The following is a 26,184-nucleotide window of genomic DNA, read 5'->3' as shown; positions in this document are numbered from 1 at the left end:
TGAAGGGCCGTTAGAATAGACCCCATGCCCCTCACCCTCCTTGCCCCGGACGATTGGCGCGCACTCGCGCGCGCCCATGAAGAACGCTCCGGCCGCTACGCCCTACCCTTCGCACGCCGCCGCGAGCGCGGCCAGGCCCACCCCGTTGAGGACTTCCTCTTCACCTACTACACCCTAAAACCCGGGCAGTTTATGCGCTGGCACCCCGGTGCGGGGGTCATTCTGCAGGACGCCGGCGAGCGGGCAGACTGGAAGTTCTACCGGGCCGCTACCCAGCAGGAGCTAGAAGAGGCAGGCCTGCCACCTGCCGAAGCCGCCGCGGCGGCGCAGGCGGGCACCAGCGTCCTTGTCGATACCGAAAAGTTTGCTGAGGCCCGCACCTCAGCCATTGATTTTGCGCGGATTATCCTGGGCAAAACCGCGGCCAAGCCCGGTTTCTTTGGCTGTTTTGGCCTGCACGAGTGGGCTATGGCCTATAAGTCGGTGGAGAATAACATCCGCCACGACTACCTAGAACTGCGCCTGGGGGCAGAGGGCACCGACCGGGTGGTTGAGAGCCATAAAATTAGGTGCTCCCACTTCGATGCCTTCCGGTTCTTCATGCCCCAGGCGGTGCCCATGAACGAGCTACAGCCCACGCGCGAGCAACAGCGCAACCTAGAGCAGCCAGCCTGCCTGCACGCCAACATGGATATCTACAAGTGGGCCTACAAACTCCTACCCCTGATACCCTCGCACCTGGTCATGGACTGCTTCGAACTGGCCTGGGACGTGCGCGAACTCGACATGAAAGCCGCCCCCTACGACCTAAAGGACTGGGGTTATGAGCCGGTTGCCATTGAAACCCCCGAGGGTAAGGCCGAGTACGTGCGCCAGCAAAGACTCTTCGCTGAACGGTCAGTCGTCCTGCGGCAGAGGCTGCTCGATGCCCTAGAATCGTCCTTAAACCACACTTAGAGAACGGAAAACACACATGCGTTTCTCGCGCAAACTTGCCACCGCAGCAGTTGCGGCCATGGCTTTCACCGGGCTGAGCGCCCCGATTGCTTCAGCAGTCACCATCGATACCGACGGCGATAAGCTGCTCGATGTCTGGGAAACCGAGGGCTACGACTACAACAACGACGGCGTCATCGACATCGACTTCGCTGCCATGGGCGCAGACCCCTACCGCAAAGACCTCTTCGTTGAGATGGACTACATGCCCGGCCTACTCGCCAGCGAAGCTGAGCTGGGCACCATCGTCCAGACCTTCGCCGATATGCCTGTCTGGAACCCCAACGGCACCACCGGTATCACCATTCACTTGGACGCCGGTAGCATCTACCCCGCCTACGACCTGGGCGGCGGCAACGAGATCCCCCACCAGGGTTTTAATGGCCTGGGCGACGTGAATACTTTGCGGGGTACTAACTCCGACCCGGCACGTGCGGGCGTCTTCCACTACATGATTTGGGGCGACTACTACGGCACCGGCGGGTCTTCTGGATCAGGCTACTACCCTGGCCGCACCTTCATGGTGACCGTAGGCCCCACCCACTGGGGCAAGGCAAGTAGCGCTATCCGCGTGGGCACCTTCATTCACGAGCTCGGCCACAACCTGGGCCTGAACCACGGCGGCACCGACGGCACAAACTACAAGCCCAACTACACCAGCATCATGAACTACAAGTACCAGCTATCGGGTATTCGCCGTACCGACGGGTCGGTCTACTACGGTTACTCCACCCGCGCGGGTATGACCATTGATGAGACCGCAGTGGTTGAGTCTAAGGGCGCCGGTAACGCTGCCCGCGGCTTCTCAATTCACTACGGCACCCGCTACTGGAACGCCCACCAGGGTATCGACTTTGACCAGGACGGCGTCGTAGAGACTACCGCCCAGCAGATTGATGTGAACCGTGACGGCACTATCGGTAAGCTGACCGCACCGAACGATCTGATGACCATGAAGTTCCAGGCCCAGTCTTCTGCCCCCGGCATTTCGCCCTATGAGCAGCAGGAGCCTGAGATTGAGAACAACGAGATGACGGCTGACCTGGCCCGCCAGCTGGGCTACCTGCCTGCCGAGTAATCACGTTTTTTCTCCCTCCCACACCCAAGGGGACCGCAAAACTTAAAAGGGACCGCGTAGTATGCGGTCCCTTTTAGGTTTTGCGGTCCCCTTTCAGCCTATTCAGCTTGCCGGAGCCTAGAGCTTGACCACCATCTTGCCGGTGTTCGCGCCCTGCATCATGGCGATGAAGGCTTCGATGGTGGAGTCGAGCCCCTCGTAGACGGTCTCGTCATAGGCGATCTTGCCCTCGGCAAACCAGCAGCCCATCTTTTCGCGGAACTCGGGGGCGACGTCCAGGTACTCCCCCAGGGTGAAGCCCTGCATGGTCAGGCCCTGCTTGACCATGTTGGTCATGTTGTCGGGGCCGGGGGTTGTTTCGCCGGTGTTGTAGGCAGAGATCGCGCCGCAGAGCGCCAGTCGGCCGCCGCGGTTCATCACATCGAGAGCGGCTTCGAGGTGGTCGCCGCCGACGTTGTCGAAGTAGACGTCTACGCCATCTGGAACCAGCTCGGGCAGGGTCTGCCGCACGGGGGCGTCCTTGTAATTGAGGGCGGCGTCGTAGCCGTATTTGCTGGTCAGCAGCTCAACTTTCTCAGCCGAGCCAGCGCTGCCGACAACGCGGGAGGCACCGAGCAGGCGAGCGATCTGCCCGACGGCGGTGCCCACGGCGCCCGCTGCGCCAGAGACGAACACGACGTCGCCTTCTTTCAGGTGGGCAATGCGGGTCAGGCCTGCGTAGGCGGTCATTGCCGTCATGCCCAGCATGCCCAGGTAGAGCGAGGACGGCACCCCGGCAGGTAGTTCCGGCAGGGCGGTAAACTCGCGAGCGGCGCCCTGGGCGTAGTCTGCCCAGCCCTGCTGGTGCGATACGAGGGTGCCTACGGGCAGGCTTTCATCGTGCGATTCGACAACGCGTCCGACGGCCCCGCCGGTGATGCGTTCCCCCAGGCCATAGGGGGCTACATAGCTCTTGGCGTCGTTCATGCGCCCGCGCATGTAGGGGTCAACCGAGATGAACTCGTTTTTAACGCGAACCTGGCCATCGGCGAGCTCAGGCAGGGTAACGGTGGCAAATTCAAAGTTGTCGGAGGTGGGCCATCCGCTGGGGCGGGAGGCAAGGCGGATTTCACGTGCTTGTATCATGATTTTTCCTTTCGAAAGCTGTTTAACCAGTTCTACGCCCATCGGGGGCTTTTGTTAAAGGGCTGCGCCCAGAGCGAGCAGAAGGACGGCGAGCAGCGGGAAGGCACCCTGCTTGATGGCGGCGGGGCGCTTGTCGGGTGAGGTGATGAAGAGGACGGCTGCGGCGGCCAGCATTGACCCGGTACCGGCGAGCATGAGGGCCAGGCCCACGGCGGGGGCACCGGCGAAGTGGGCCACGGCACCGGCGGCGGCGATGATTGCCAGGAAGAGGTTGTAGAAGCCCTGGTTGTAGGCCATTTCCTTGGTCTGTTCGGCTGATTCACGGCTCATGCCGAAGACGGGCAGGGCTCGGGTGGTCCAGGCGAAGGATTCGAGGTAGAAGATAAAAACGTGCAGGGCAACGGCGAGCAGTAGGGCGATGATACCGGCGACGGTCATGGGAAAATCCTTTCATAGGTTTTTGTAACGCTTATTCCAATATATACTAGAATGGTCAGTACACAATTTTGTTAGCTATGAAACGAGGCACACCATGGGGCGCGCAGCAACCTTCGACCGAGCGGACGCCGTCAGGGCAGCCCGCGGCGTCTTTTGGGATCGGGGCTACGAGGCAACCTCAATCCCCGACCTTGAACAGGCAACCGGCCTCAAGCGCTCCAGTCTCTACCACGCCTTCGAGTCGAAAAAGGGGCTTTTTGACGAAGCGGTAGAGAACTACCTGGCAGAAAGCGTCCGCCCGCTCCTTGCCCGCATCACCCGCGAAGATGCGAAGCCCGATGCCCTCAACGACTACTTTGCAACCCTGACCAGCTCTATTAGCTCTGCCGATAGCCACCCCGGCTGCCTGCTCATAGCGGCAGCTAACGCCCCGGTGGGCACCGACCCAGTGGTCAGCGCAGCCATCAGCGGCTACTACGACGAGCTGTTTGCCGCCTTCCGCGCGGGGCTGGGCAGGGCGCGTCCGCACCTCACCGAGGCCGAAGCGGACGGCCAAGCCCGCGCCCTGGTTGCCCTCACCATCTCAGCCCTGGCCCTTGCCCGAACCAACAAAACCCTCGCCCTAGCCAACCTGCAGGCGGCGCAGGCGCTCCTCCACTAGCGCCCTACCCGCATCGAGCGTGCACCATATCGCCGAGCGTGCGGTTATCGGGTGCACGCTCAACGATATAACGCACGCTCGTCACGACCGGACGCCGCAGAAAAGCCCTGCGCCCCGCCCAAATACGGGCGGGGCGCAGAGTCAACAGAAACCTTTATTTGAGGTTTTTAGCGGACGCCTGCATACAGGAAAGCAGCAGCCGCATCCCGCCTCAAGGGCGCATTAGGGCGGAAAGTCTTTTCTGCACCGCCGCTTTGCTCAGCTAGCCAGGCGATTTCTCGGTAAGAAGACCGGCGAGTCAGAACATCCTTGTAGGGAGACTGTGCAGGCGCAACATAGTCGCTAGGGCCTACAAGATTGAAGAGAGCAATCGCGAGGTCTTCCCGCTCAGCGTTGCTGGACGGACGGAAGGTACCCGTCGCAGATCCCGGCATGAGTCCCCTTTCACTGGCCCACGCAATTTCGCGGTAGTACTTATGGCTTACAGGTACATCCTTGAAGGGAGATACTCGAGGAGCGACGTAGTTTTCCGGGGCTTCAAGCCTGAACAAGTAGGACGCCAGCTCGCCTCGTTTTACGTTAGCGCGAGGCTGGTAGGATCCACCTGCGGAGGCCTGGATAATACCATTTTTAGCAGCCCACTGGATTGCCTCATAGTTGGCGTGGCCCGGCTTAACGTCGGTAAAGACGATATCAGCGACTTCAGGCTCTTCGCTGGGTTCAGGCTCCGGTGCAGGCGTGGGCTCTGGTGCAGGTTCTTCACTCGGGGCCGGGGTTGGCTCGGGGCTGGGCTCAGGTGCTGAAGCCACTGGGAGGTTGATACGTTCCCCCACGAACACGTATTCCCGTTCGCTACCGTCCAAGGAACTTGTGGCAGTAAAGGTGGCCCGGGGTTCGAAGTAGCCCCGTTCAAGATCTTCAGCAGTAAGGGTGTGCTGGGCTGAAGTGCAGGTGTAGGACGCCCCCGCTGCCAGGCTGCGCCAACGGCAGTTAGGGATGCCGTCGGTGAAGAAACCGCGCTCAAAGTTGCCAGCTGTGGGAGTCGAGGTCACAGTAAAGGGCGAAGTATTTGCGACGGTGAAGCTGTAGTTGATGAGATCACCTTCCACATACTCTTCCTTAGGCTGGCTAGTAGCCTCACCTGCAACCGTCAGAGTTGGGGTCAGGTCAACATCACGGACTTTCACAGGCGCACCGGTGTGGCTCATGCTGACCGTCCGAGAGCTATCTGCAACGGAGGTGACGCTAAAGCTCATTGTGGGCACGAAGTAGCCACGGTCTATATCTTCTTGGGTCACGGTGTGTTCAGCGGTAGTGCAGGTGTAAGAGGTGCCAGCGGCCAGCCGACTATAACGGCAGTTCGGGGTTCCGGTGATGAAGAAGCCGGTATCGAGGTTTCCGGTGGTAGGCACTACAGCTACGGTTTCGTCCGATGTATTAGTGACGGAGAAGGTGTAGCGTATTTTCTCTCCTACGGAGTAGGGCTGAGTTGTAATATCACGGGTAGCTGCCGAAGCGGAATGAATCTGGGCCCCGAAAACTGTGCTTGTGCCTTCAACCGTAGCCCTGAACGTAAAACGGGACTGCTTGCCGTCGGTAGCTGTAAACACAGCATCGACATTGCCGGTACGGGCGCTTGTTGCAGCGCTGAGGCGGACGTTAACAGTTTGGGTTTCCCCGGGCTGGAGGGTGATTTCTTCGGTCTGGCCACCGCTGAAGTAACCGGTATCTGCCAGGGTAATTCGCCCGCTAATAGGGGTGGATTCCTGGTTGGTGATAGTAACAGGAACATCAACGCTTTGCCCCGCCGTAACATTTACAGGCTGGGCGCTCAGAGGCGCACACACCACGTTGAGCCACTCTTCGTCAAAGGTACCGAAGCGTATATCGGTGGCGTAGCTAGCTTCGTAGAGCACACCGAATTTTCCGTTAGAGAGGGCAGTGCCCGATGAGTAAGCAGAGAAGCCGGGGTTGATTTGGCGCAGGCCGGGCCAGGTTTCACCGTTGTCACAGGAGACTCTGGCAGAGAGGTTAACGCGGTTATGGTTGGCGTTGTTGTTGGAGTTAGTAAAGATTAGTTTTTTAGCCTCATCGCTCCCTTGCGGAGCATTAGGGTACATGCGGAATATTGAGGCATTGTTGGTGGGGTCAGGTAGCTCGGTATCGAGGGTTACCGGGCCCCAGGTTTGGCCGCCGTCCTCACTGATAGCGACCTTGCGGTAGCCGGAGTTAGCGCTATCGCGGGAGTTGAGTAAAAGACGTCCGTCCGAAAGTTCAACGGTCTTATTTTCATCCATAGCGGCACCTACGTAGTCGCCTCGGTGCCAGGTTTGGCCGTGATCATCGGAGTAAACAGAATAGGCTTTGATGACCTCTTGCCCGGTTTCCGTCCTGACCTTACCCGCAAACTGCTGGACTAGGCGTCCGGCGTGCTCACCATATTTGAGCTGGATTCCCTCACCCGAGGTTGCGAAGGTGCTTTTGACGTCTCCGGGCTGGGGGTTGGTCTTGCTCGTTCCAGGCTTAACGACAGGGGTGATGTCGCGAGGTTCGCTCCAGGTAAGACCACCATCGGTTGATTCGGTGACGACCGCACCGATAATATTCCGGTCGTTTTCAATGTCGTTACCGTATTCGCTGCCCTGGAAGCCCTGGTCTTTCGAGTAGACAAAGAAGGCGAATACCTTGCCGGTTTCGCTATCAACGACGAAAGATGGATCAGAGTAGCCGTATTTCTGCACCCCGGGCTGGGCTAGTTGCCCTTGAGCAATATAGTAGATATCAGACCAGGTCTGCCCATAGTCGGTTGAGCGACGCATGACGATGGAGTTGGGGTTGGGTGAGTCAGCGGCGTTGAAAGGGCGCCCGTCCCAGGCTGCAAGGACGACCCCGTCACCTAGGTCAGCAAAGGCGGGGATACGGTAATTCGAGGAGTCCCCGAACAGTTGCCCCGCGATGTTCTGCTCCGCATACTGCCCGGGGCCGCCGGTGGGGCCCAGGACAGGCGCAGGTATAGCCTGCGCAGGCAGAATGCCTACAAGTGAGGTGGCTGCGAGCGTCGGAACCGCAAGAAAAGGAGTAATTTTTTTACGCACGGAATCTCCTATGCAGAAGCGTAGTAATGAGTAGCGCACCACCGCATAAGTGATGCACACCATAGGTGTTGTCAATCAGCGTACAACATAGGATGTCCTACCTCTAGGCTTTTCTCAAAAATTTAATGGTTATTGCCAGACAGGGTGGAAATCGCAAGATATTTCTTTCCCCTCACGCAGCCCCAGAAAACCCCCGCGCCCCGCCGTCTCACTTTGGGGCACAAGCCCCCACAAACCGGTAAAATGAGACCCGGCTCTATATAGATTCCAGCACCCAAGGAGTGCCCATTCATGGCCCGTATTGTTGTTGACGTTATGCTCAAGCCCGAAATCCTCGACCCCCAGGGCAAGGCTATCGCTCACGAGCTTCCCCGTATCGGTCTGAACAACTTCACCGATGTTCGTCAGGGTAAGCGTTTTGAACTGACCGTTGATGGTGAAGTCACCGAAGAACTGCTCGCGCAGGCCCGCCAGGCAGCTGAAGAGCTGCTGTCTAACCCCGTGATTGAAGACGTCGTCAACGTCGAAGCTCTGGAGGACTAAAAGACGTGGCAGAATCCCTCGCAGCAACCGAAGTCCCCCTGGTGGGCGACTTCTCTCAGAACACTCCCGATGCCGCCCTGGCCGATGTGCGCGTTGGCGTCATCACCTTCCCCGGCACCCTGGACGACCGCGATGCCTCCCGCGCCGTCCGTCTAGCTGGTGGCACCCCCGTACCGCTGTGGCACGATGAAGCAGCTCTACACGATGTAGACGCTGTGATTGTGCCCGGCGGTTTTTCGTATGGTGACTATCTGCGTGCAGGCGCTATCGCAGCGAAGGCCCCGGTCATGAGCAAGGTCGTTGAGGCAGCTAGCGCCGCTGGCACCTCCGGCTCCGCTCCCCTGCCGGTGCTCGGCATCTGCAACGGTTTCCAGATCCTGACCGAAACCCACCTGCTGCCCGGCTCCATGATTAAGAACGATCACCGCAAGTTCATCTGCCGCGATCAGACCCTGCGCGTTGAGACCAACCAGACTGCCTGGACCGGCGACTTCGAAGCGGGCCAGAACATCGTGGTTCCCCTCAAGAACCAGGACGGCCAGTACGTCGCCGACGCCAAGACCCTTGAGGCGCTTGAAGCTGAAGGACGCGTGGTGTTCCGCTACGTGGACGTTAACCCCAACGGCTCCCGCAACGACATCGCCGGCATCGCCAACGAGCGCGGTAACGTCGTGGGCCTCATGCCCCACCCCGAGCACGCGGTCGAGCCCGGCTTCGGCCCCTCGTCCTCAGGTTTTGGCACCGTGGGTCTGCGCGGCGGCGCGGACGGCCTGGGCGTCTTCACCTCCGTACTCAACCAGCTGGTTTCGGCCTAAACGCCTCGCATAAGGAACAAGAATTTTGAGCGACAAGAAGTTTAATCTCGACACCGTTGAGCACGCCGCTGCCACCCCCGAGACCGAGCTGCCCTGGGCTGAGCTGGGTCTGAAGGAGAACGAGTTCGAGGACATCAAGAAGATTCTCGGCCGCCGCCCCACCGCAGCCGAGCTGGCCATGTACTCGGTCATGTGGTCAGAGCACTGCTCCTACAAGTCTTCCAAGGTGCACCTCAAGCAGTTCGGCGCTAAGGTCACCGACGAGATGAAGAAGGACCTCATGGTCGGCATCGGCGAGAACGCCGGTGTGACCAACATTGGCAACGGCTGGGCTGTGACCTTTAAGATTGAGTCCCACAACCACCCCTCCTACGTTGAGCCCTACCAGGGTGCAGCGACCGGCGTGGGCGGTATCGTGCGCGACATTATCTCTATGGGTGCCCGCCCCGTGGCCGTCATGGACCCCCTGCGTTTCGGTGCCATTGACCACCCCGACACCGCCCGCGTCCTGCCCGGCGTTGTCTCCGGTGTGGGCGGCTACGGCAACTCCCTGGGCCTGCCCAACATCGGCGGCGAGGTCGAGTTCGACGAGTGCTACCAGGCAAACCCCCTGGTCAACGCCCTGGCTGTGGGCATCATGCGCCACGAGGACATCCGTACCGCTAACGCCTCAGGTACCGGCAACAAGGTGATCCTCTTTGGTGCCCGCACCGGTGGCGACGGCATTGGCGGCGCCTCGGTTCTGGCCTCAGAGTCCTTCGACGACACCAAGCCCTCCAAGCGTCCTGCCGTGCAGGTGGGCGACCCCTTCGCTGAGAAGGTACTGATTGAGTGCTGCCTGGAGCTCTTTAAGAACTCCATCGTTGAGGGTATCCAGGACCTCGGCGCCGCAGGTATCTCCTGCGCCACCTCCGAGCTGGCCTCCAACGGCGACGGCGGTATGCACGTTGACCTGACCAAGGTTCTGCTGCGCGACCCCACCCTGACCCCGGGCGAGATTCTCATGTCTGAGTCCCAGGAGCGCATGATGGCGGTTGTGACCCCCGAGAACCTGAGCCGCTTCGAAGACATCATGAAGAAGTGGGACGTCGAGTACTCCATTCTGGGTGAGGTTACCGGCTCCGGCCGCCTGACCATCGAATGGCAGGGCGAGATTATCGTCGATGTGGACCCCAAGACCGTCGCTCACGACGGCCCCACCTACGAGCGTCCTTACGCCCGCCCCGAGTGGCAGGACGCCCTGCAGGCCGACAAGTTCACCGGCTCAGAGGCGGACGATGCCCGCCCCACCGGCGCTGAGCTGGGCGAGGCTATCAAGGCGTTTATGGCTGCCCCCAATATGTGCTCCAAGTCCTGGATTACTAACCAGTACGACCGCTACGTTCAGGGCAACACCGCCCTGTCCATGCCCGATGACTCCGGCGTGATCCGCGTGGACGAAGAGACCGGCCTGGGTGTTGCCCTGGCAACCGACTCTAACCCCCGCTTCACCAAGCTCGACCCCTACGAGGGTGCGAAGGCGTCCCTGGCTGAGGCCTACCGCAACGTAGCTACCGTGGGCGCCCGCCCCGTGGCTGTCTCTGACTGCCTGAACTTCGGTTCCCCCGAGGATCCGGACATCATGTGGCAGTTCGCTGAGGCCGTGCGCGGTATCGCCGACGGCTGTATGGAACTGGGCGTACCCGTGACCGGCGGTAACGTCTCCCTCTACAACCAGACCGGCGGCAAGGCCATTAACCCCACCCCCGTGGTTGCCATGATGGGCGTGATGGACGACGTCACCCGCCGCACCCCCTCCGGTTGGGCTCCTGAGCATGACGGCCAGGCCCTCTACCTGCTGGGCACTACCCGCGACGAGCTGGACGGCTCCGAGTGGGCCCGTTTCAAGGGCCACCTGGGCGGTCTGCCCCCCAAGGTTGACCTGGCTGCTGAGAAGCTGCTGGGCGACATGCTGGTAAACATGAGCCGTGACGGCATGATTGATGCTGCCCACGACGTCTCTGCCGGCGGCCTGGCTGCTGCCCTGGTTGAGGGCTGCCTACGCTTTGGCGTCGGTGCCCGCGTTGGCCTGGGTGAGGTTGCTGAGCGCGACGGTATCGACCTCTTCACCCTGCTCTTCTCTGAGTCCCTGGGCCGCGTGGTTGTATCTGTGCCCCGCTCCGAGGAGGTTCGCTTCAAGGACATGTGCACCGCCCGCGACTACCCCTTCGCTCGCATCGGCGTGGTCGATGCCGCCTCTAATGCCCTGGACATTCAGGGTGAGGTCGCTATCGACCTGGACGAGCTGCGCGAAGCCCACGAGGGTACCCTCGCTCGCCACTTCGGCGAGGTTGCCCCCAGCTAGTCTCTAGCTACACGGTGTAAGGACGCCGCCGCGCCCCTCCCCTGCCTTCGGGCAGGCAGGTGCGTGGCGGCGTCCTTCTGTTCTAGCCCTGGGCAGGGTTCTTGGTGTATGTGCAGAGAAACCCCTGCACACAGCCTAAGAAACCTACACAAGCAGATCTATGTCAGCGGACGCCCACCTCCCACAAGCGCTGCCGGAGAGTAAGCAGGGTGCGACATCAGCTCCTTCCAGCGCGTACGCACCACCTTCCAGCCAGCCATCTCTAATTCGCGATGCCGTCGATGTTCCGCCTGAACTACGTCGTCAGCGCGGCCATAGACTCCCGAATACTTCACCTCACCGTCGACCTCAAGAATGACCCCCAACTCAGGCCAAGCGAAGTCAGCACGATAGACACGTCCATAGTGGGTGAATACCTCGAACTGCTCCTGAGGTAGAGGCAGATTCCACTCATAGATAAGGTCGCGCGCGATTGTCTCAGCCGGAGAATCTGCTAAAGCGCTCAGTCTCTGCCCCACGGCAAGCGCAGCTCCACCCGCCTCAGCCAGAGCAGCACGTGCCGACGCTACAGATATAACACCCTGCCGCAGAAAATAATCACCAATCACCAGCGCCTCAACGCGAGGTAGAGATAGGGCCACATCGCGCAGAGTTTGCCCCGGAGTAGCAACAGAAGCCCCTACTACCAGCCGAGCCTCGCGAACTACGTCCGTGCGTCCGCGATGTGCCGTCACTGAAGGGCGGTATTGCACAGAAGCTGACTCAAAACTCATATGCACCTTGTGAGGTAGGGTTAGGAGCGGAGTTCCTAACCAAAGCGCAGCCGACTGGTGACTCAGCACCCCGCTCGGCACCGTCTTGATATGAGCAGCGTGGTGGGCCAAACACCTCTGGCGAGTGCCCCACTGGTTCCATATAGAGGTCTCAATATAGATCCCCTGCTTGATTTTGGTGTAGTAACCAGACCTAAAACGGGTCGAAGCTACAGAGGGGCTTACACCGATATCTTGTAAATCTTTAAGGCAGCGCACCTGCTGGTAAATCTCTGCAACATCATTCATAAGGGCAGTGTCACCGACCCCGTTCACCTCTTGCAAGGGGTGTGAACATCGCAGGCTCTTTTGGTTCACAAACAGGTCATATAGCAGCCAGGCCTGTGGATAAGCTACGCGCTCTAGCTTGGCAGGTACCGGCCCGGGGAGCGTCCTCCTGTCTTAGCCTGTGCAGAGTTCTTGGGCTGTGTGCAGAGAAAACCCTGCACACGCGCCAAGAAACCTGCGCATAGCATGGACACCTCTAGCTACACACCTATGGGGCTAAACGCTCACCCAACTGGGCAAACACACGAGAATTATGGTCAAAGCCAGCCAGAGCCTCATCGACCAGGGCATCACGCTGAGCATCCGTCAGTGGAGCACTATCAAGAAGCCCCCGGTAGCAGTCCTTGAATACCTTGGGCTTCGGGAGCGCCTCAAATCGGTACATACTCAGAGCCTCAGCGGGCACACCGTAGTGCCGGGCGACCAGGGCAGCCACAGCCTGCCCGCCCGACAGGTCGCCCAGGTAGCGCAGGTAGTGGTGGGCCAAGAAGCGTTCGGGGGCGGACGCCGTCGCCCGGATAGCTGCCGCATAGTCAGCGGTTGCCGGTAGCGGCTGGTCACTGGTGGGGCCGCCCAGTTCAGCCAGGTCAGCCTTGATAGAAGCAAGCCGGTCAAGGCCTTCTAGCACGAAGGGTTCGGTGATGGGGTTGGGGTGGGCGCGGAAGCCGGCTGCTACTTCTTCGAGGGCCTCATACATATAGACGTACTGGGTCAGCAGCATGCGGTAGGCCTCCACAGTGAGTTTGCCGCCCATGAGGTCAGCCATGAAGTTGGAGTGCTCAGCCTGCTCATGGCGGGCAGCAGTTTCTGCTTTAAGGCGGGCTGAGAAGGCAGGACGTTCGGTATCGGCGAGAGCGGTGGTCATGGGTCCTCCTTGGTTGGGGGCTAGATTAACACTATTTATTGACAGAGTGTCACCAAGAAAGAATTAAGTCAAGTACTTGTAACCTATTTTTATTAGGCTTGCCTTAATGCTAGTTTAGGCATGCCCTTAAATTTAATAAGGCAGGGCATGTTACGAAATGTGCCCACCCTACACCACATAGTTTTCACGAGGATGCCCATGTCTCCCCAGCACAGCGCCCGGCGCTCCTGCGCCCTCCTAGCCACCGCCGCACTCACCCTGTCAGGCATGACCCTAGCCACCGCGTCCGTAGCTGATGCGGCGGACGCCACCAGCAGCACCGTCGCTGCCGCGTCCGCAACTCACGTCGCCAGCAATGCCCAGCTGACCTGGTCGCTCAAGGACTCCTTCATCCGCTACGTCACCGGCGCTTTTGCCGGTGGTAGCGTCGAGGTAACCGGTGGCCCCAGCTTCAACGGCTCCGCCTTCTCCTGGCAGGGGGCCGAGGGTGAGTTCACCGGTGCAAACGGCACTATCTCTTACCCCGGCACCATCCACTTCACTGCCCATAAGGGTGAGCTTGATATCACCTACGCCAACCTCAAGCTGGTCATCAACGGCAACCAGGGCACCCTGGTAGCTGATGTGAAGTCCAAGGGCTACAACGGATCCCCCGATATCGATGCCACCAACGTTAACTTCGCAACCGTAGACCTTTCTGGCGTCACTTTCAGCAACGGCACCGTATCAGCCACTGCTGCTCCCGTTACTCTCACCGCCGACGGCGCAGCAGCCTTCGCCGGTTTCTACAAGGCAGGCGAGGTTTTGTCTCCGCTCACTTTCTCGGCTGACCTGGCTGAAAAGCCCGCAGAGACCCCGGCCCCCACGCCCACACCCGAGCCCACCGCTGACGGCGTCACCAACGCAGCGGGCACCGTCACCTGGGGTATCAAGGATTCCTTCCTCAACTACCTGATCGCCCAGAACGCCGTTACTCCTGGCGAACACACCAGCCTAGAAGGCAATAACTTTGTCTTTGCCGGTGCAACCGCCCAGAAGGCCGAGACCGGCTACTCCATCAGTGTTCCGGGTAGCTTCTCTCTGGTCGCCCACGGTGGGGTACTGAATATCAACCTGCATAGCTTCCGCGTTGTGACCGACGGTGCAAACGGCTACATCTACGCCACTGGCACCTCGGCTAACACCGGCGAAATTACCGATCAGCCCATCGCCAGATTCGATGCGAGCGCCCTGACCACTGATGCCGAGGGTAATCTGCTCCTGAGCGGCGTCACCACCTACGCCACCGGGCACGCGGCGACCATTTTTGGGTCCCGGTACGCTGAAGGCCTGGAGTTTGACCCCCTCTACCTGCGTGTGGCTGCGCCGGTCGTTGAGGACGCTCCCGCCCCGGCTCCCAGCGAAACCCCGGCTCCTGCCCCGAGTGAGTCCCCTGCGCCGAGCCCGTCCGCGGAGCCCACCGCCCAGCCGACCGTGGCCCCCTCAGCTCAGCCTTCTGCTGAACCGACGGCGGCCCCCTCTACCCAGCCGACCGCTGAGCCAACCGTCGCTCCCTCAGCCCAGCCCTCTACTAACCCTGCTGATCCGGCACCCCAGTGCGTGCCGGTGACCGTGACCGAAACCGTGCCCGGCGCAACCACTACCCAGGCCGACGGCACTGTCTCAGCGGCAACCTTTAGCTGGGGTGTGCGTTCCTCCTTCCGTAACTACATCGGTGGCGGTATCGCCCAGGGTGGTTGGGAGCTTACCGACACTACCTACTCCAGCAGCACCTTTAACTGGGCAAACGGTAGCGGCGCCTACTCTAACGGCAAGGGCAGCATCTCCTTTAGCGGTTCGGTGCGCTTCACCGGCCACAAGGGAACCCTCAACACCCTGATGAGCAACCCCCGTCTTGAGGTGAACGGTTCTACCGGCACCCTCTACCTGTCGGTCACCTCTAACGACATGAACGGCACTGCAACTAACTACGGCGAGGTTGCTTTTGCCACGGTCGATACCTCTTCCCTCGCCCTCAATGGCTCAACCATCTCCCTCTCCGGTGCTTCGGCGACCCTGACCGAGACCGGCGCTGCTGCCTTCGCTGGCTTCTACAAGGCGGGTGAAGCCCTTGACCCCATCAGCTTCACCGGAACCTTGGGCAAGCAGTCGGTCACCGGTGCTTCTCAGACCATTGAGAAGACCCAGTACGTCTCTCAGAATGGCGCTAACTGCGATGCCCTGAACGCTGAAGCTAACCGTAAGGCCGAAGCCGCCCGAGCCGCTGCCCAGGGTGGCAAGCTGGCGAACACCGGCGCTTCGGTCGGTGCCCTGCTGGCTGTGGGTGCAGCCCTGCTGGCTGCCGGTGCTGTGGTGGTAGCCCGCCGCCGCGCGTCCTAATTCTCATCCGTCTCACGGTGGGAGCCGGGCTGTAACCGGCTCCCACCCTCTTGTTTCTCTCGGAGGTTCTGGTGCTCACACACTCCTTTTCTTCTCTGCCCCTGCGCCGGGGTTTTTCTGTTCTGAGTGCTGCCCTGGTTCTGGCGGTGACGGCCTGTACCGGGTCGGCGGAGAGCGGTGCGGACGCCGCCGCTACAGGCTCCCAAGCAGGGGCAGCTTCTGCGTCGGTTGAGGGCGGGGCTCAGTCGTCGGCAACGGCCGGGGGCATTGTGGCTCCCGCCAGTGAAGAGGTGCACCGCACCGCCCTGCAGCAGGCCGAGGACTACCTCAAAGCCAATGCTGTAGAGAATCCCAAGAGCCTGACAGGTCTGGCGACGGCGGCGTCCGTCCCGGATGTGCTGCCGCTTGAGAACCCGCAGGCCCCGCAGCTGCCGGTGACCGTCACTGATTTTCAGGGCACCGAGGTGACCGTGACCAGTGCCGACCGTATTCTGGCCCTGGATATGTACGGCACCCTGGCCCAGACCGTCGTCGCTTTGGGGCTGGGGGACAACCTAGTAGGTCGGGTCACGTCTTCGACCGAAACGACCCTGGCAGACCTGCCCCTGGTAACCCAGAACGGCCACGACATTTCGGCTGAGGCGGTTCTTTCTCTCGCCCCGACCGTGGTGCTCATGGACACCACCAACGGCCCCCTCGAAATTACCGAGCAGCTGCGTTCGGCCGGGGTGACCGTGGTGCATTTTGACCCCTCGCGTTCCTTGAGCCAGGTAGTGCCGCAGATTGAGGCGGTTGCGCAGGCTCTGGGAGTTCCGGACGCCGGCGCCCAGCTGGGTGCCCGGGTGCAGGCTGAGATTGATTCGGCGCTAGCCACCATTGCCGAGGTTGCCCCGCAGGATTCGGCGCAGAAGGTGGGCATGGCCTTCCTCTACGTTCGGGGTACTGCCGGTGTCTTCTTTATCCTGGGTGACGGTTCAGGGGCCGATGAGCTGATTACTGCCCTGGGCGGTCGCGATGTGGCCAGTGAAGGCGGGGCTTCGGGTACCGTGCCCGCTAACGCTGAAGCGCTCTCGCGGGCTAACCCCGACCTGATCCTCACCATGACCGGCGGGGTGGAGTCCACCGGCGGTATCGAGGCCTTCTTCGCCCGCCCCGGGGTAGCTGAAACAACAGCCGGTGCCAACCAGCGCGTGGTCGATATGGCAGACGGCCAGGTTCTCTCGTTCGGGCCCAACAGTGCGGCGGTACTGCTGTCCTTAGCCACCGCTATCTACACCCAGCAGTAGGTTCTTGTGCAGGTACGTTCTTCTACCCTCACGGCGGTCTTTACCGCCCTGCCCCTCCTGTTGCTCGGCACGGTACTCATATCAGCCAGCCTGGGCCAGTTCGAGATTCCCCTCCCCCAGGTTGCCGGGGGTATCCTGCGCAACCTGGGGCTGGCGTCCGCCGACCCTGCCATGCGGCTGGCAGACGCCACCCTCTGGAATATCCGCCTACCCCGCATTCTGCTGGGGCTGCTGGTGGGTGCCGCCTTGGGGGCGTCCGGCGCCCTGATGCAGGCGGTCTTCGGCAACCCGCTGGCTGAGCCGGGCGTCATCGGCATTTCAGCCGGTGCTGCGGTGGGGGCCTGCGGGGCTATTGTGCTGGGGCTGAATACCCTGGGTATGTTCACCGTACCCCTCTGTGCCTTTGCCTGCGCGCTAGCCACCACCGCCCTGGTCTATCTCTTCTCCCGCTCCGGCGGGCGGGCCGAGGTGCTGTCGATGATTCTCACCGGTATTGCCGTAACCGCCGTGGCTAACGCCCTGATTGCCCTGATGGTCTTTATCGCTGATGACGCCAGCCGCGACCAGATTATCTTCTGGCAGATGGGCTCCCTGAATGGGGCGACCTGGGCGGCGGTAGCCACCAGTGCCCCGATTGTGAGTGTCGGTATTATCGGTAGCTTTCTCTTGGCCCGGCAGCTCAACCTGCTCGCCCTGGGTGAGCGGGCCGCTGCCCACTCGGGTGTTCATGTAGAGCGCCTACGCCTGGCAGCTATCGTCTGCACCGCCCTGCTCACCGGGGCCGCGGTCGCCTACGCGGGCATTATCGCTTTTGTGGGTCTGATTGTGCCGCATCTGCTCCGCATGGTGGTGGGGCCCTCCAACCGGGTACTACTACCCGCCTCGGCCCTGGGCGGTGCCCTGCTCATTGCGGCCTCCGACCTCGCCGCCCGCACCCTGGTGAGCTTCGCCGACCTGCCCATCGGCATCTTCACCGCCCTGGTGGGCGGCCCCACCTTCTTTATCCTGCTCCGCCGAACCCTAACCAAGGGGGCCCTGTGACCGCACCTTTACTCGTCGCCGATTCGGTCAGCTACCGGGTGAACGGGCGGCAGATCCTGCACGATGTCTCACTTGAGGTTGCCCCCGGTGAGGTTCTAGCTCTTATCGGCCCCAACGGGGCAGGTAAATCGACCCTGCTGTCCCTGCTGGCAGGGGATGCTGCCCCCAGCTCGGGGCAGGTTACCCTGGGCGGACGTCCGCTGGCAGACTACCGGCCGGTCGAGCTGGCCCGCACTCGAGCCATGCTGTTGCAGCACACCTCGGTAGCCTTCTCCTACACCGTGCAGCAGGTGGTCCAGATGGGCCGGGCCCCCTGGCGGGGCACCGAGCAGGCCCAGCAGGATCACGAGATTGTCGCCGCCGCCCTTGCCGACACCGATACCGGGCATCTGGCGGGCAGGGACGTCCGCACCCTCTCGGGCGGCGAAGCCGGCCGCACCCACCTGGCCCGGGTCTTTGCCCAGCGCACTCCCCTGCTCCTGCTCGACGAGCCCACCGCTGCCCTCGATATTCTGCACCAGGAGCAGACCCTCACCCGCGCCCGCGCCTACGCCCGGCAGGGGGCTGCTGTGATTGTGGTTCTGCACGACCTGGATTTGGCAGCCTCCTACGCTGATCGGCTGGTTCTGCTGGCAGGCGGGCAGGTGGCGGCGCAAGGACGCCCGCAGCAGGTCTGCACGGCAGAGCGGCTGAGTGAGGTCTACGGCCACCCCATTGAGGTGCTCACCCACCCGGTGACGGGGCGGTTACTGGTGCTCCCTGCACGGGGGTGAGGTAGTTTTCATCCTTGAGACGGACGTGCACCTATAGCTTCTCCCACTAGACTGGGTACTAGTTTCACCCCGCCCGACGCCCCAAGGAGCCCCTATGTCTCACACCGCGCCTGCCCACCGCGTGAATGTGAGTACCCCTCCAAATAGCGTCCTTGAGGCCGGTGGGCTCACCAGCGAGCAGGTCGCTGAACGCACCTCTGCTGGGTTAGTGAATACGCAGAATAATGCGACCTCCCGCTCTACCGCGACCATTATCCGCACCCACCTGTTCACCATGTTTAACCTGGTGTTGGGGCTCTGCGGGCTGGCGGTGATTCTGGTGGGTTCCTGGCTCGATACCCTTTTCCTTTTGGCTGCTATTGCCAACGTGGTCATCGGCTTCACCCAGGAGTTCTCGGCGAAGCGTCAGCTGGATCGCATTGCCCTGCTACGCCGCGACCCCGCCACCGCCCTACGCGACGGCAAACTGGTGCCGGTTGCCCTCGATGAGCTGGTTCTTGACGACGTTGTGCTGCTCAAGCGCGGGGACCAGGTTCCTGCCGACGCCGTGGTGCTCACCAGCGACGGCCTGGACCTTGATGAATCCCTGCTCACCGGCGAAAACGACCCCGTCGGTAAGGTACCGGGGGACGGCGTCCTGTCGGCTTCATCCGTGATCGGCGGGTCGGGCAAGGTGCGGCTGACGGCGGTGGGGGCTACCTCCCGCGCCGCGAAAATTACGGCCGAAGCCCGCCAGTTCACCACCATCCATTCGGAGCTCCGGGCGGGTATGGAACGGGTGGTCACCTGGATTACCTGGGCCCTGGTTCCCATTATCGCGATTGTGCTCAACGGGCAGATGCAGGCCGCTGGCGGCTGGCAGCTGGCCCTTGATTCAGGGGCCTGGCGTGATGCCCTGATTACCTCTGTCTCGTCGGTGGCCTCCATGATTCCCCAGGGCCTGGCCCTGATGACCACGATTTCCTTTGCCGTGGCATCGGTTAAGCTGGCCCGCACCGAGGTGCTGATTCAGGAGCAGCCCGCCGTTGAGGTGCTGGCCCGCGTTGATACCGTCTGCTTCGATAAGACCGGAACCCTGACCGAGGGCGGGGTGCGCTTTGATTCGGTTCGCTCCCTGACCGGGCAGGTGCTCTGGGCAGAGACCGGGCATCAGGACGCCGCCGCCGCTTCCCGAGTTAAGGATGGCTGGGCTGCCGCCCTGGGTTGGCTGGGAGCCGACCAGAACGCCAACCCCACCGCGGCTGCCCTGAAAGAGCCCTTTGCTGAAGCAGCGGGCGCCGCAGCCCCTGCCGGTGCTAGCGCTCCGGCTGCCACCGGCGTCCTGCCCTTCTCATCTGCCCTGCGCTTTAGCGGTGTAGAGTTCACGGGCACCGGCGCCTGGCTACTCGGTGCCCCCGAGGCACTTTTACCCGAGGGCTCTGCTGCCCGCGACCTAGCCGGTGAGCTAGCCGAGAGCGGGCTGCGTGTGCTGGTGCTGGCCCACGCCCCCGCCCTTCTGCGCGAGCCTTCCGGCAAGGTAGCCACCCGGGTTCCTGCTGGCCTTGAGCCCCAGGTGCTCGTGATTTTCCGTGAGCAGGTACGCTCCGAGGCCCCCGAAACCCTGGCCTACTTCAGAAGCCAGGGCATCGACCTGAAGGTCTTCTCTGGCGATAACCCCCGCACGGTAGCGGCCGCAGCGGCAGCCGCCGGTATGGACGTCTCAGCCGGTGCGGTCGATGCCTCAACCCTGCCCGAATCTGGCCCTGAGCTGGTAGAGGCTGCCCGAACCCACGCCGTCTTTGGTCGGGTCTCCCCCGAACAGAAGAAGAACATGGTGCTGGGTCTGCGCGAGGCCGGGCACGTAGTAGCGATGACCGGTGACGGCATCAACGACGCCCTGGCCCTCAAGCACGCCGACCTGGGCATCGCCATGGGCAACGCAGCGCCTGCCACCAAGGCAGTATCGCGCCTAGTGCTTCTCGACGGACGCTTTGACCGCCTACCCGGTGTACTCGCCGAGGGGCGCAAGATTATCGCCAATATCGAGCGGGTCACCAACCTCTTCCTCACCAAGACTGCCTTCGCTATCCTGCTGGGTCTCACCCTGGGCGTGCTCTGCTGGCAGTTCCCCTTCCTGCCGCGTCAGTACTCTACCGCCGACCTGCTCATTGTAGGTGGCCCCGCCTTCTTCCTGACCATGCTGCCTAACACCCGCCGCTACGTCAGCGGCTTCTTGGGCAGGGCCCTGCACTATGCCCTACCGGCAGCCGTTATCATCACAGCGGTACTGGTCTTCGTCAACGGCTACGGGCACGCTCTCGCTGGGGTGGCGACAGCGGAAATTCAGACCGCCACCTTCATCGCCCTTGTACTCATGGGCATCTACAACATCACCACCGTAGTACGGCCCGTGCGCGGCGTCCGCCTGGCTATCGTGGCGGCCATGTACGCCGGGCTGGCCCTGGTTCTCCTACTCCCGCCCTCGCTCTGGTACCACCAGTTCACCATTCCTACCGGGGCATACTTACTAGCCACCCTAGGCTCAGCCGCTCTGGGCTGCCTAGCTATCGAAATCAACCTGCGCCTGCACACCGCCTGGCTGCGAGCCAAACACCCCCAGGTACTTGCACAGGGCTAACCTCAGGGAGTACGCTTGACCACGAACGGGGTTCACACCCCACACTCTATGTAGTCAATCATCAGGATTGTTACTGGTTCAGCAGGCAAGACCTGAGTTGCTATCAGCTCATACGGCACCGGTGCACCCGCGCCCACGCCGCTTCCATGAGCACCCGTCTACCCGCATCAGGGCACACGGTTCGATAGGCAACTCGGGTCTTTTTCGTCTTAAGAACCCGCTAGCAGTCCGTACACACCAGTAAGGTTCCACCCGTGAACAACTCACAGATGGGCGAAAAGATTCTCGAAGGCCTGGGCGGCCCCGAGAACATCTCGCACTTTACCCACTGCGCCACCCGCCTGCGCGTGACCCCCAAGTCCAACAGCGCCATCGACCGCACCAAAATCGAAAACATCCCCGGTGTGCTCTCCATCATCGAGCAGTCCGGCCAGACCCAGGTCGTCCTCGGCGACAAGGTCGAATCGGTCTACAACGAAATGGTCAAGTTGCCCGGCATGGGCTCCGTCGGTGAAAGCGCCTCCAAGGGTGCCGTAGCTACCGACGAGAAGAAGGCCGGCGCCCTGACCCGCGTCTTCGACGTGCTCTCAGACTCCTTCCGCCCCATCCTCTGGGCGCTGCTGGGCACCTCTATGATTCTGACCCTGATCGTCTTCCTGCAGCAGCTGGGCTACTTCGGTCAGTACACCGACCTCACCGGTCAGGTCGTTAACATCGACATCGTCAACGGCCCCCGCCTGGCCGACGCCGATGCCGCAGCCGCCATGCTCAACGAATGGCGCGCAGCCTTCCCCTTCTGGTTCATCATGCTGGCAGCCTCCCTGTCAGTCCTGCAGTTCATGCCCATCATGCTGGGCGCAACCGCAGCTAAGCGCCTGGGCGCCAACATGTGGGTCGGTGCGGCTATCCCCGCAGCCCTCATGACCGGCACCTTCCAGGGCTTTGCAGACATCGCAGTGGACGGCGTCGTCCGCGTCCCCTTCCTGGGTCTTGACCTGCCCCTGTACGTCATGAACTACACCGGCCAGATCTTCCCGCCCCTCTTCGCAGCAGCTCTGCTGGCTCCCCTGGAGCGCTTCCTGAAGAAGGTCATCCCCACCATGCTGCACATGGTCTTCGTGCCCATGCTCTCCGTCATGATTCTGGTGCCCCTGACCGCCTTCCTCATCGGCCCCATCGGCATCAAGTTCGCTCTGGCTATCTCTGACTTCATCGGCGGCGTCAACGAAATCGCCCCCTGGCTGGTCGGTGGCCTCATCGCCGGTCTCTACCTCTTCATGGTTCCCCTGGGTCTGCACTGGCCCCTGAACGCCGTCATGATTAACAACCTGCAGACCGACGGCGTGGACTTCATCCAGTCCCCCATGGGCGCCTACAACTTCGCCGTCTTCGGCGTTGTCACCGGTGTTGCTATTGTGGCTCGCCGCAACAAGGAACTGCGCCAGACCGCTGTCGGTGCGGCCGCCTCGGGTCTGCTCGGTGGCATCTCCGAGCCCTCCCTCTACGGCATCGTCCTGCGCTACAAGCGTGTCTTCCCCCTGATTCTGGTTCCCGCCATCATCGGTGGTGCTACCATCTCAGCCCTGGGTGTTAAGTCCTACGCCTTCGCCTTCACCTCGCTGATTTCTATCCCCGCAATGCAGCCCTGGTACCTCTACATGATTGGTCTGGCCATCGCCTTCTTCGGCGCTATGGCAGGTGTACTGATCTTCGGCTACGAGTCCAAGGACCAGAAGGCTGAAGCTGCCGCCAAGGCCGCAGCCGTTGCAGAAACCGGCATCGGCGAGTCCGCTGCCGAGGCAGCTACCCCCGCAGCCACCGAGGTTCGCAACGAAGCGGACGCCGCCACCACCTCAGCTACCCCCTGGGCCGCTGAAGAGGCAGCAGCACCCGCAGCAGGCACCGTCCTGACCATGGCATCCCCCCTCGAAGGCCAGGCAGTTCCCCTGTCTGAGACCCCCGACCCCATCTTTGCCGCCGAAAAGCTCGGCAAGGGTGCCGCCATCGTCCCCACCGGCAACACCGTGGTAGCCCCCGCCGCCGGCAAGGTCTCCGTCACCATGCCTTCCGGCCACGCTATCGGCCTGAAGCTCGACAACGGTGTAGAACTGCTCATTCACGTAGGTATCGACACCGTCAACCTGAACGGCGAAGGCTTCGATGTGAAGGTTGAAAAGGGCCAGCGCGTCAATCCCGGCGACATCCTGCTGACCTTCGACCCCGAGATCATCAAGAACGCCGGCTACTCCCTGGTAACCCCCGTTCTGGTCACCAATACCAACCGCTTCGCTGAGGTTGAGGGCGCTACCGGCGCCGTCCAGCCCGGCTCTGAGCTGCTGAAGGTTACCACCAAGTAATCCCGCCGCAGCCTAGGTGTGCCGCCCCGCATCGTCCTTCCGGACGGTGCGGGGCGGCTTTCTATGCCTTTAAGCAAATCTCATAGTTACTGCCCGGTAATAAGCGCAGTTCAACGGGTTTTAGAATGACTGTATGTTTACCGTGAAATCCTTTTATGACCTGACTCTTGATGAACTCAACGAGATTTACCTGCTACGCGGGCTGGTCTTTGTGGTGGGCCAGAAGATTACCGAAGAGAACGAAATCGACCGGGCAGACCGGCAGGCCCTGCACTTCTTCCACGCCAACGAGCGCGGCGAAGTACTGGCCTACCTGCGTCTCTTTGACCTGGCCACTTTCTCTGACGACGCCCACCCGGCGGATCCCGGCGCGTGGACGCTGGGGCGGGTGGCAGTACATCCGGACGCCCGCGGCACCGGCCTGGGACGCCGCCTACTGAACGAGGCCCTAGCCTGGATTGAAGAGAAGACCGAGGCTGAACGTATCTCTATTAGTGCCCAGGCCTACCTGGCTGAGGGCTATTACGGGGCGGCAGGCTTTGAAATTGTAGGCGAACCCTACCTTGAGGCTGGTATCGAGCACGTGCATATGGTGCGCACCATCCAGCGCTAGCAGAAGAAGGAAAGCTGCGCCACTTCATGAGCTAATACGACGCTGTAACGTACTTTTTACATTTTTTTGAAGAGTTTTACATATAAACAGGGGTTTTTGTGGCGCAGCTCCCCGAAAGTGACCTAGTATATACATTACACATCGTGTGACTCACCACACCCAAGAGCTGGGGAGGCTCCCGCCACCCCCGCACACACAGGGTGAAGATCGCGGACCACAACATACATTTCCCCTTTTCAGCAAGGAGACACCAATGCGCAAGACCCGCATTTCCTCAGCTCTCGGCCTCTCAGCTGTAGCTGCCCTGGCTCTCTCAGCCTGCGCCAGCTCCGACACCGGCGCCTCCAGCACCTCAGGCTCCGACGCAGCTGCCTCAGACAAGTCAGTTTCAATTGCTATCACCAACGTTTTCTCCTCACTGAACGTAGGCACCGCTGAAGGTAACTCAGACACTAACGGCATCATCGCCCAGATGACCAACCGTGGCTTCTACACCATCACCAACACCTTCGACATCCGCCACAACGAGTGGTTCGGCACCTACTCCATGACTGAAGAGGGCGAAGGCATCAAGGTTGACTACAAGGTCAACGACGACCAGAAGTGGTCAGATGGCAACGACATCGACAAGGGCGACCTGCTCCTGGCATGGGCTGCTCAGTCAGGCCACTTCGACAGCGAAGACGGCGAACTCACCTACTTCGACTTCGCAGGTGAAACCGCTGGCCTCGGCGGCGCAGAGGTCCCCGTTGTGAGCGAAGACGGCCGTTCCATCTCCTTCACCTACCCCAAGGCTTTCGCTGACTGGGAAATCGCTTACGACATCGACAAGCCTGCCCACGTTGTTGCTGAGCTGGCCGGTATGACCGAAGACGAGCTCATCGAGGCCATCGAGACCGCTACCCCCGGTGAAGAGAACGAGAACCTGCGCAAGATCGCAGACGCTTGGAACACCGGCTACAACACCACCACCATGCCTTCCAACGAAGCTCTGACCGTGGGCAACGGCCCCTACCTGGTCACCGCTGTTGAAGAGAACCAGTCAGTGACCCTGACCGCCAACCCCAACTACCAGGGTGACAAGAAGCCCGCCATCAACGAGGTTGTGCTCAAGGTACAGGGCGACGTTGCAACTCAGATTCAGGCTCTGCAGAACGGCGAAGTCAACGCTGTTGCCCCCCAGGCCTCCATCGACACCGTCTCCCAGCTGGAAGCTCTGAGCGGCGTTGTAACCGAGACCCAGCCCGACCAGGCTTACGACCACCTGGATCTGAACGTCAAGGAAGGCTCACCCTTCGCTGACGAGAACGTCCGTAAGGCCTTCCTGCTGACCGTTCCCCGCCAGGACATCGTCGACAAGCTCATCAAGCCCATGGACGCCGATGCTCAGGTTCTGAACTCCCAGCTCTACGTAGCTTCCGACGCTGAGAACTACGCCAAGACTGTTGAGTCCAACAACTCCTCTGAGTACCCCTCAGACGACATGGACGCCAACATCGAGAAGGCTAAGGAACTGCTGGGCGGCCAGACCCCCACCATCCGTATCCTCTACAACAACAAGAACCCCAACCGCATCAACTCCTTCCAGATGATCAAGGAATCCGCTGAGAAGGCAGGCTTCGTGGTTGTTGACGCCGGTAGCGAGCAGTGGTCATCTCTGCTGGGCGGTGGCGACTACGAGGCATCCATCTTCGGCTGGGTTTCCTCAGGTGTAGGTAACTCCTCACTGGGCCAGATCTTCAAGACCGGTTCATCCTCCAACTTCACCGGCTACTCCAACGCAACCGTTGACGCAGCAGCCGATGAAATCATGACCACCACCGACACCGCTCGCATCGAAGAACTGAAGATGCAGGCAGACGGCGAACTGTTCAAGGACGGCTACGGTCTGCCCCTCTTCCAGTCCATCGCTGTTACCTCGGTTTCGGACACCATCACCGGTGTGCAGCCCAAGCCCGGTCAGCAGCCCCTGACCTGGAACATCGAAGAGTGGGACATCGCAGAGTAAGTACAGTTACGCTCTAGTCACGCTACAGATGGCAACTAACAATCTGTAAC

Annotated in this window: 19 protein-coding genes; 14 read left to right on the top strand and 5 right to left on the bottom strand. The window is 61.3% G+C overall.

The features are described 5' to 3' along the window. Positions 1 to 24 precede the first annotated feature (24 nt). Positions 25 to 957 carry a 3-methyladenine DNA glycosylase gene (locus L6963_RS03725; RefSeq protein WP_237207039.1) on the top strand — a complete coding sequence of 311 codons (933 nt, stop codon included), beginning with the start codon at positions 25 to 27 and terminating at the stop codon, positions 955 to 957. Positions 958 to 973: 16 nt separating this feature from the next. After that, positions 974 to 2,074 carry a zinc-dependent metalloprotease family protein gene (locus L6963_RS03720; protein ID WP_237207038.1) on the top strand — a complete coding sequence of 367 codons (1,101 nt, stop codon included), beginning with the start codon at positions 974 to 976 and terminating at the stop codon, positions 2,072 to 2,074. A 117-nt stretch (positions 2,075 to 2,191) separates the two neighbouring features. Here the strand turns inward: L6963_RS03720 and L6963_RS03715 are convergent, their stop codons facing one another. Further along, the gene (locus L6963_RS03715) at positions 2,192 to 3,199 is read right to left on the bottom strand and encodes an NADP-dependent oxidoreductase (protein ID WP_237207037.1); all 1,008 of its coding nucleotides are present in this window, start codon (positions 3,197 to 3,199) and stop codon (positions 2,192 to 2,194) included. Between the two features lie 54 nt (positions 3,200 to 3,253). Beyond that, positions 3,254 to 3,637 carry a DUF1304 domain-containing protein gene (locus L6963_RS03710; protein ID WP_237207036.1) on the bottom strand — a complete coding sequence of 128 codons (384 nt, stop codon included), beginning with the start codon at positions 3,635 to 3,637 and terminating at the stop codon, positions 3,254 to 3,256. A gap of 94 nt (positions 3,638 to 3,731) precedes the next feature. On the opposite strand from L6963_RS03710, the gene L6963_RS03705 reads away from it, so the two are divergent. Further along, the gene (locus tag L6963_RS03705; RefSeq protein WP_237207035.1) at positions 3,732 to 4,298 is read left to right on the top strand and encodes a TetR/AcrR family transcriptional regulator; all 567 of its coding nucleotides are present in this window, start codon (positions 3,732 to 3,734) and stop codon (positions 4,296 to 4,298) included. A 167-nt stretch (positions 4,299 to 4,465) separates the two neighbouring features. Here the strand turns inward: L6963_RS03705 and L6963_RS03700 are convergent, their stop codons facing one another. Next, positions 4,466 to 7,393 carry an exo-alpha-sialidase gene (locus L6963_RS03700; RefSeq protein WP_237207034.1) on the bottom strand — a complete coding sequence of 976 codons (2,928 nt, stop codon included), beginning with the start codon at positions 7,391 to 7,393 and terminating at the stop codon, positions 4,466 to 4,468. Positions 7,394 to 7,684: 291 nt separating this feature from the next. On the opposite strand from L6963_RS03700, the gene purS reads away from it, so the two are divergent. Genes purS through purL form a run of 3 tightly spaced genes read left to right on the top strand, consistent with a single transcriptional unit; the run spans position 7,685 to position 11,095 of the window. Continuing rightward, positions 7,685 to 7,936, top strand: coding sequence for a phosphoribosylformylglycinamidine synthase subunit PurS (gene purS / locus L6963_RS03695; RefSeq protein WP_135013794.1), 252 nt, complete (start codon positions 7,685 to 7,687; stop codon positions 7,934 to 7,936). Positions 7,937 to 7,941: 5 nt separating this feature from the next. Next, the gene (purQ, locus tag L6963_RS03690) at positions 7,942 to 8,751 is read left to right on the top strand and encodes a phosphoribosylformylglycinamidine synthase subunit PurQ (RefSeq protein ID WP_237207033.1); all 810 of its coding nucleotides are present in this window, start codon (positions 7,942 to 7,944) and stop codon (positions 8,749 to 8,751) included. A gap of 25 nt (positions 8,752 to 8,776) precedes the next feature. Next, the gene (purL, locus tag L6963_RS03685; protein ID WP_237197550.1) at positions 8,777 to 11,095 is read left to right on the top strand and encodes a phosphoribosylformylglycinamidine synthase subunit PurL; all 2,319 of its coding nucleotides are present in this window, start codon (positions 8,777 to 8,779) and stop codon (positions 11,093 to 11,095) included. A 158-nt stretch (positions 11,096 to 11,253) separates the two neighbouring features. Here the strand turns inward: purL and L6963_RS03680 are convergent, their stop codons facing one another. Together L6963_RS03680 and L6963_RS03675 are read right to left on the bottom strand one after the other, a co-directional pair. Then, positions 11,254 to 12,156: a hypothetical protein gene (locus tag L6963_RS03680; RefSeq protein WP_237207032.1), complete on the bottom strand. Its 903-nt coding sequence runs from the start codon at positions 12,154 to 12,156 to the stop codon at positions 11,254 to 11,256. A gap of 247 nt (positions 12,157 to 12,403) precedes the next feature. After that, positions 12,404 to 13,060, bottom strand: a complete 657-nt coding sequence (locus tag L6963_RS03675; RefSeq protein WP_237207031.1) for a heme oxygenase (biliverdin-producing) — start codon at positions 13,058 to 13,060, stop codon at positions 12,404 to 12,406. Between the two features lie 198 nt (positions 13,061 to 13,258). Between L6963_RS03675 and L6963_RS03670 the strand changes: the two genes are divergently transcribed. The 8 genes from L6963_RS03670 to L6963_RS03635 all read left to right on the top strand — a co-directional run bounded on the left by L6963_RS03670 (position 13,259) and on the right by L6963_RS03635 (position 26,134). Beyond that, a complete protein-coding gene (locus L6963_RS03670) occupies positions 13,259 to 15,439 on the top strand; it encodes an HtaA domain-containing protein (RefSeq protein ID WP_237207030.1) in 2,181 nt (726 codons plus the stop codon). 71 nt (positions 15,440 to 15,510) lie between these two features. After that, entirely contained in the window at positions 15,511 to 16,725 is a 1,215-nt protein-coding gene (locus tag L6963_RS03665; RefSeq protein WP_237207029.1) for a heme/hemin ABC transporter substrate-binding protein, read from the top strand. A gap of 48 nt (positions 16,726 to 16,773) precedes the next feature. Further along, positions 16,774 to 17,766, top strand: a complete 993-nt coding sequence (locus L6963_RS03660; RefSeq protein WP_423816798.1) for a FecCD family ABC transporter permease — start codon at positions 16,774 to 16,776, stop codon at positions 17,764 to 17,766. Further along, positions 17,763 to 18,539 (top strand): heme ABC transporter ATP-binding protein, encoded by a 777-nt coding sequence (locus L6963_RS03655; protein ID WP_237207027.1) that lies wholly within the window; start codon positions 17,763 to 17,765, stop codon positions 18,537 to 18,539. Before L6963_RS03660 ends, L6963_RS03655 begins: the two co-directional genes overlap by 4 nt. A gap of 94 nt (positions 18,540 to 18,633) precedes the next feature. Next, the gene (locus tag L6963_RS03650; RefSeq protein WP_237207026.1) at positions 18,634 to 21,156 is read left to right on the top strand and encodes an HAD-IC family P-type ATPase; all 2,523 of its coding nucleotides are present in this window, start codon (positions 18,634 to 18,636) and stop codon (positions 21,154 to 21,156) included. A gap of 254 nt (positions 21,157 to 21,410) precedes the next feature. Then, positions 21,411 to 23,513: a glucose PTS transporter subunit IIA gene (locus L6963_RS03645; protein ID WP_237207025.1), complete on the top strand. Its 2,103-nt coding sequence runs from the start codon at positions 21,411 to 21,413 to the stop codon at positions 23,511 to 23,513. Between the two features lie 133 nt (positions 23,514 to 23,646). Next, on the top strand, positions 23,647 to 24,126 hold the full coding sequence (locus tag L6963_RS03640) for a GNAT family N-acetyltransferase (RefSeq protein WP_237207024.1): 480 nt from the start codon (positions 23,647 to 23,649) through the stop codon (positions 24,124 to 24,126). A 253-nt stretch (positions 24,127 to 24,379) separates the two neighbouring features. Next, positions 24,380 to 26,134, top strand: coding sequence for an ABC transporter family substrate-binding protein (locus L6963_RS03635; protein ID WP_237207023.1), 1,755 nt, complete (start codon positions 24,380 to 24,382; stop codon positions 26,132 to 26,134). Positions 26,135 to 26,184 lie beyond the last annotated feature (50 nt).

Origin of the sequence: Rothia nasimurium (assembly GCF_928392795.1) — a bacterium.
GTDB classification, from domain to species: domain Bacteria; phylum Actinomycetota; class Actinomycetes; order Actinomycetales; family Micrococcaceae; genus Rothia; species Rothia nasimurium_F.
Note: the sequence above shows the minus strand (reverse complement) of the source record. Positions and strands in the feature narration are given on the sequence as shown.